Below are 3,422 nucleotides of genomic sequence, written 5' to 3' on the forward strand. Positions count from 1 at the left end.
GGTGACCAAGCGTGCAACTCATGTCGTACCTACCTGGACTCGGCGTCCGGCGTCCCGGTACGCAGTCCCTAGACGACAAGCCTCCCGCGGCGTGCTGCGCGTGGGTGCCCGAGCTCCGCGCACGGAGATCCTTCGGGGTGGATCGGGGCTTCTCTTCGCCTCGTTCCCTGGCCGACTAGATGTCCGCACTCACTTTCTACCGAGTGACCGCCGTCACTTCAAGGGGTCTAACGGGTGCACCGGTACAGAGACTCGATTTGGTGATGAGGACACACGGAGCGACTATTGTCAGGTGCTCGTTCGCTTGCGCCGAGTGAGCCCGTACCACGTCACGCCCGCTGCGGCCATCGCCCCAATGCCCACGCCGACTGCCACCGCGGTGGTCGACGGCGACGAGATGCGGCTGCGCAGGGAGATGGGGTTGCTGAAAGTCAGCACGGGCCAGCCGCGCTCGCTGGCGATCCGGCGCAGCGCGCGGTCGGGGTTGACCGTGAACGGGTGGCCGACGACTTCCAGCATCGGCACGTCCGTGCTCGAATCGGTGTAGGCGAAGCTCTCCACCAGGTCGTAGCCGTGGTCGGCGGCCAGTTGCTTCGCCGCGACGGCCTTTTGCTCCCCGTAGCAATAAAAATCGACCTGGCCGGAGTAGCGGCCGTCCACGACCTCCATCCGCGTCGCGACGCTGCGCGTGGCGCCCAGCATGGCCGCGATCGGCGAGACGACCTCTTCGCCCGCGGCGGACAGCACGATCACGTCGTGTCCCCGCTCCTTGTGCGAGGCGATCAGGTCGGCTGCCTCCGCGTAAACGAGCGGGTCGACGATGTCGTGCAACGTCTCGTTCACGATCGCACGGACCTGTGCCACGTCCCAGCCCGTGCATAGCGCGGAGATCTCGGCGCGCATCCGCTCCGTGCGCTCCTCGTCGGCGCCGGACAGCGAGAAGACGAGCTGGGCGTAGGCGCTCTTGAGTGCGGCTCGCCTGCTGATCAGGCCCTGGCGCAGCAACGGCTTGCTGAACGCGAGCGCGCTGGACGACGCGATGATCGTCTTGTCGAGATCGAAAAAGGCCGCCACGCGTGCTGTGCTCGCCGGTGAGCTGATCGGTTCTGCCACCTGTCCAGGATAGAAGCTCCCGCCATCGGGGTCCCGCACACGACCGCACACTGGGTATCCGCCGCGAAATCCCTTACCGCGCTGGCAAAAGTCGTTGTCTGACCGACTTGTCCACAACCCCCCGGTTATCCACAGCCGACCCAATTCCATCTTGTCCCCCCAGCAACCCCCAAGCAACGGTGGTACCAGCCCAATCCCGCTTCAAAACCATCCCTGGGGGTCGCGATGACCGAAGTTCGCCCGCTCGTGATCATGTCCGACGAGACGCTCCTCGATGAGGTACTCCGGCTTGCCGCCGCGGCCGACTGCGAGGTCGAACGTGCCCCGGACCTGCTGTCGGCGGGTCGATCGTGGGCCCGCGCCCCGCTGGTGCTGATCGGCGAGGAAGTGATCCAGGGCGAGTTCGAACTGCCGCGGCGGCGCGATGTTCTCCTGCTCACCAAGGGATCCCCTGATCCGGAGACGTGGAAGCGGGCGTTCGCGGCCGGTGTGCAGCAGGTGCTTTCGCTTCCGGACGCGGAAACGGTGGTCGTGGGCGCATTGGCCGATGTCGCCGAAGGCCCGTCTGTGCCTGGCGGATGTGTTGTCGGTGTCCTCGGCGGACGAGGCGGTGCCGGCGCGTCGATTTTCGCCGCAGCGCTCGGGCTGGCCGCAGGTGACAGGAGCGCCTTGCTGGTCGACTGCGATCAGCTGGGTGGTGGTCTGGATCTGTTGCTGGGCGCGGAATCCGCGGAGGGAGCGCGCTGGCCGGGGCTCCGGCTCGACGGCGACCGGATTTCGATGGAAGCCCTTCGCCGCGCGCTGCCCGAATACACGCACCGGCATGGCCGTTTCCCTTTCCTGTCATGCGATCGCGAGGGCCAAGGGCCAACGGCTGCCGCGCTCAGGTCCGTTGTGGACGCCGGCCGCCGCGCGGGCAAGGTCGTGATCTGCGATCTCCCGCGGTACCCGGGGGCGGCCATCCAGCCTGTCGTGAACCGGGCGGACTTGCTCGTCCTGGTGGTACCCGCGGAAGTCCGAGCCTGCGTGTCGGCACGGCGTGTGGTCGAGGCATTAGGTGACTGCGCGGACAAGGTGAAGCTGGTCGTCCGCGGCCCCGCCCCGGGCGGTCTCGCCCCAGACGACGCGGCTGACACCGTCCAGGTCCCGCTGCTGACGTCGATGGCCCCGGAGCGTCACCTGGAGAGGTCCGTGGAAACCGGCGAGTTCATCCTTCGCCCGCGGAGCCCACTGATCGGCGCGGCGAAAATGGTCCTCGCAGAGCTACGCACCGACCTCCCGTCCACCGAGGCGGCCGCATGATGCCGTCGGCGCCCACTCTCGACTTCTTCCTGACCCACCGCAATTCCGTGACAAGCCCGCTACCCCGCACGAGGAGCGGAATAGTCCCCCGCCCACGAGGAGGTCAACGGCTTGCCCACGCCGATTCTGCTAGTTTTCCCCTTCACCCGTCGGCCCCCGTCTTCGCGCCTGACCAACACACGCAACCACCCCGAGCGGGTTCTCCTGGCCTTGCCCCCCAGACCGCTCCGGCATCAGGCCCACCTCTTCCGCCCACAAGCGCACCAGCCGAGCGCGACGCGAATACCGAAGCCGCCCAACCTAAGGCGAGTGCGTCAACCGATCCCGACGCGGGTCACCGAGCGGTGGCCCGTGTCGCGGGCCAGCCTGCGCCAGCCGGACTCTGGCGTCTTCTGCCTTCAGCCATTCCGGAGTTGTACCCACCACCCGCGACCGCTCGGCAAGTTGCCGGCATTTCGGCCGAGCGCGACGCGAATACCGAAGCCGCCCAACCTAAGGCGAGCGCGTCAACCGATCCCGAGGCGCGCCACCCGGCGGAGTCCCGCACCCCACGTCCCGCGCCTACCGTTTCGGCACCCTGCCCGTCATCCGCGCGCACACCTCCTGCGCGCAGAGTTCCAACTTGCGACGGCGAACCAATCCCAGGCGCGCATCCCGAATTGGATGCACCACCCAATTCCGAAACGCGTCAACCTCCAACTGCCAGTGGCCGATGCCTCCCAGCATCGACTGTTCCAACGTCATGCCCGCCACCTGTGACCGCTCCGCCGGCCACTAGCACCTCAACCCAGCCCGACGAAAATACCGAAACCAAACCAAAATCAGGTACACCGACGAATCACACGGCCTACCGCGCTGAGCCCTTCTGCGTCCTGCTCCTTCCCACACCACGCACTCCGACCAATGGCTCCCCACCCGCGGCCACGACTTGCCCGACAGATGTAATCCAAACACGACAGTCCAAAATAGATACAACGAGCCCAGTCATGTGCGCAGGCGCTCACCAC

General features: G+C 66.9%; 3 protein-coding genes. 1 reads left to right on the top strand and 2 read right to left on the bottom strand.

Annotation, left to right across the window (positions count from 1 at the left end):
* Positions 1 to 288 precede the first annotated feature (288 nt).
* Positions 289 to 1,113: an HAD family hydrolase gene (locus GKO32_RS37670; RefSeq protein WP_312869284.1), complete on the bottom strand. Its 825-nt coding sequence runs from the start codon at positions 1,111 to 1,113 to the stop codon at positions 289 to 291.
* A gap of 225 nt (positions 1,114 to 1,338) precedes the next feature.
* Here GKO32_RS37670 and ssd point away from each other — a divergent pair, with 225 nt between their 5' ends.
* Positions 1,339 to 2,415, top strand: coding sequence for a septum site-determining protein Ssd (gene ssd, locus GKO32_RS37675; protein ID WP_154761689.1), 1,077 nt, complete (start codon positions 1,339 to 1,341; stop codon positions 2,413 to 2,415).
* A 561-nt stretch (positions 2,416 to 2,976) separates the two neighbouring features.
* On the opposite strand, the gene GKO32_RS37680 is transcribed toward ssd, so the two are convergent.
* Positions 2,977 to 3,159, bottom strand: coding sequence for a hypothetical protein (locus GKO32_RS37680; RefSeq protein WP_154761690.1), 183 nt, complete (start codon positions 3,157 to 3,159; stop codon positions 2,977 to 2,979).
* Between the last annotated feature and the right edge of the window lie 263 nt (positions 3,160 to 3,422).

The sequence above is a fragment of the Amycolatopsis pithecellobii genome, assembly GCF_009707865.1.
Classification (GTDB): domain Bacteria; phylum Actinomycetota; class Actinomycetes; order Mycobacteriales; family Pseudonocardiaceae; genus Amycolatopsis_E; species Amycolatopsis_E pithecellobii.

Excerpts from the sequence above, each read along its gene's own strand:
- ssd (WP_154761689.1), top strand. The coding sequence starts at position 1,339 with ATGACCGAAGTTCGCCCGCTCGTGATCATGTCCGACGAGACGCTCCTC.
- GKO32_RS37680 (WP_154761690.1), bottom strand. The coding sequence starts at position 3,159 with ATGACGTTGGAACAGTCGATGCTGGGAGGCATCGGCCACTGGCAGTTG.